At 63.6% G+C, this 2,377-nt stretch carries 3 protein-coding genes; all 3 read right to left on the bottom strand.

Annotation, left to right across the window (positions count from 1 at the left end; genetic code table 11):
• Window positions 1–21: 21 nt before the first annotated feature.
• The 3 genes from RJQ10_RS08020 to RJQ10_RS08010 are packed head-to-tail and all read right to left on the bottom strand — an operon-like array spanning window position 22 to window position 2,131.
• On the bottom strand, window positions 22–888 hold the full coding sequence (locus RJQ10_RS08020; protein ID WP_350145398.1) for an ABC transporter ATP-binding protein: 867 nt from the start codon (window positions 886–888) through the stop codon (window positions 22–24).
• On the bottom strand, window positions 885–1,250 hold the full coding sequence (locus RJQ10_RS08015; RefSeq protein WP_350145396.1) for a GntR family transcriptional regulator: 366 nt from the start codon (window positions 1,248–1,250) through the stop codon (window positions 885–887). Before RJQ10_RS08015 ends, RJQ10_RS08020 begins: the two co-directional genes overlap by 4 nt.
• 5 nt (window positions 1,251–1,255) lie before the next feature.
• The gene (locus RJQ10_RS08010; protein ID WP_350145394.1) at window positions 1,256–2,131 is read right to left on the bottom strand and encodes a GIN domain-containing protein; all 876 of its coding nucleotides are present in this window, start codon (window positions 2,129–2,131) and stop codon (window positions 1,256–1,258) included.
• Window positions 2,132–2,377 lie beyond the last annotated feature (246 nt).

Genomic DNA, 2,377 nt, shown 5'->3' with positions numbered 1-2,377 from the left:
AACCAGCGCGACGGCACCTTGTCAGACATGGCTGTTGTCCTCCCCTACCTTGGCCACGAACAGGTCGGCCAGAGACGGCGTCCGCAGCTCTCCCAGGGGGGCCAGGGAATCGCGCTCAATACCCTGGTAGATCAGCGCCTTGCCCCCCAGCAGCGGGCGCTGGCCGATGTGGGGAATGCCCTCCGCCCGGGCGACCGCGGGACCCACCGCGCGCAGTTCGACATATTCCTGCTCCAGCGCCAGCATGGAGTCGCAGAGAATCGCCCTGCCGCGATTCATGAACATGGCGTGGGTGAGGATGTTTTCCACCTCCTCCACCTGGTGCGTCGAGATCACAATCGTGCGCTCCTCATCAAAATAGTCATTGAGCAGTTGCTCAAAAAACTGCTTGCGAAACAGGATATCGAGGCCGAGCGTGGGCTCGTCCAGAATCAGCAGGCGGGCGTCAATCGCCATCACCAGCGCCAGGTGCAGCTGCACCGTCATGCCCTTGGAGAGCTCGGCAATCCGTCGCTGGCAGCGCACTTCCGTCGCCGCCAGCAGTTTCTCGGCGTGGGCGCGATCAAAGCGCGGATGGGTCCCCGCCACATAGTCCAGCAACTGCGCCACGGTCATCCAGCGCGGCAGGACCGCTGTGTCGGCGATGAAACAGACCTGTTCCATGAGCTTCGCCTGCTCCCGGCGCGGGTCCATCCCCAGCACCGACAGCTCACCCTCACACCGGGTCAATCCCAACAGGGACCGCAACAGCGTGGTCTTGCCCGCACCGTTGGGACCGATCAGCCCCAGCACCGAGCCCGACTCCAGCTGCAGGTCCACCCCCGCCACTGCCACCTGCTCGCCGAATCTGCGTTGCAGCCCGCGGGCTGCGACGACTGTCGTAGTCATGATTCCTCCCCCTGTTGCAGCAGCGCCGCCGCCACATCCTGTATATCCAGCCCCAGCGCCCGCACGCGCTCGGCAAAGGCCGGCACCTCCTCTGCGTAAAAACGGCTCCGCTCATCCGCGGTCAGGTTCTCCCGCGCGCCGACCGTCACATACATGCCCAAGCCCCGCCGCTTCTCCAGCAGGCCGCTATCAACCAGCTCCTGGTAGGCCTTGCCAACCGTGAGATGGTTGATCTGGTAGTCGGTTGCCACCTGCCTGACCGAGGGCACGGCCTCACCCTCGGCGAAGCTGCCATCCATGATTCGCTCCACGACCAGATCGCGCAACTGCCGGTAAATGGGCTGTTTGTCACTCCATTCCACGCCGGCTATTTCCGCAGTATCCGACCAGACCCGAACAGGGCTTGCTCGATCTCGGGGTCTCCCTGGTAGTAGATATCCCCGCTACCCATAATGGCCGCGTCGATGCTGCGAAAGACGCCCACCCTGGCGGTGCCCGAGCCAACGATATTGATTCCCGCATGGTCGCCGTCAAGGCCGGCGAAATTCACTTCTCCGGAGCCGATGATGTTGATTTCGGTGGCCGCGCCGCGACTGCCCTCGCCACTACTGACATCACCCGAGCCATTGAGGGCTGCGTACATGCTGTCGGTCTCCACTGATCCCAGCGCGATGTCACCGGAACCGGTCAGGGTCAGGCGGACCGATCCGGCCCGGACCCTGGCGGCCTGGATATCTCCACTGCCACGCATGTCGAAACGCGCGCTGTCTGTTTCCAGGTCGTACAAATACACATCGCCGCTGCCATCAATCACCACGGTCAACGCCGGCGTGGTGAAAGGGCGCACAAACACGTCGCCGGAACCGCGCAGTTGCAGCCCGGCCAAGGTTGGCAGGGTCAACTTGTATTGCACCCCGGTTACTGCGGTGGCGGGACTGCCAGCGGGAAGACCCAGTACCAGCGAGCGTCCCCGCACATGAAAAGGCGCCGGTTCCAGCTCGCTGTCGCGGCCTCTCAGGAGCAGCACCGTGGTATCACCCTGGCTGATCTCGACCTCGGTGCTGCCGTGCACCACGACTTCCTCCACGTCCAGGCCGTCCACCCGCTGTACCCCGGTCTCATCCGCGGCCAGGGCCAGGCGCGGCAGCGCCAGCAGCAGCGCTCCCAGCAGGAAAATCGCCGCTACCGGCAGGATACCGTCGGGCCTGACCAGGAGGCGCCCGTGCTGTAAGTATCTCAGCATATCTCTCATCTCGTCGGTATAGTGTTATATGTAACTATAACACCGAAATGAAGAAGTGCAAGCCCGGTGCGGAACTGTGAGTCCCAGGCTGCGGGGTCAGTCGAGGTTGTTTTGCATATTGGCGGCTATGGTGGTGGCGAGCCGCCTGGCGCGATCAGCCTGTGGGCCGGAATAATTTTCCTCCACCGTGGCGGTGAAGAGTGCGAGCCAACGCTGGAAATCCTCGGGCCGCAGCGGTCGCTGCCG

The sequence above is a fragment of the Haliea sp. genome (assembly GCF_040222615.1).
Lineage (GTDB): Bacteria > Pseudomonadota > Gammaproteobacteria > Pseudomonadales > Halieaceae > Haliea.
Note: the sequence above shows the minus strand (reverse complement) of the source record. Positions and strands in the feature narration are given on the sequence as shown.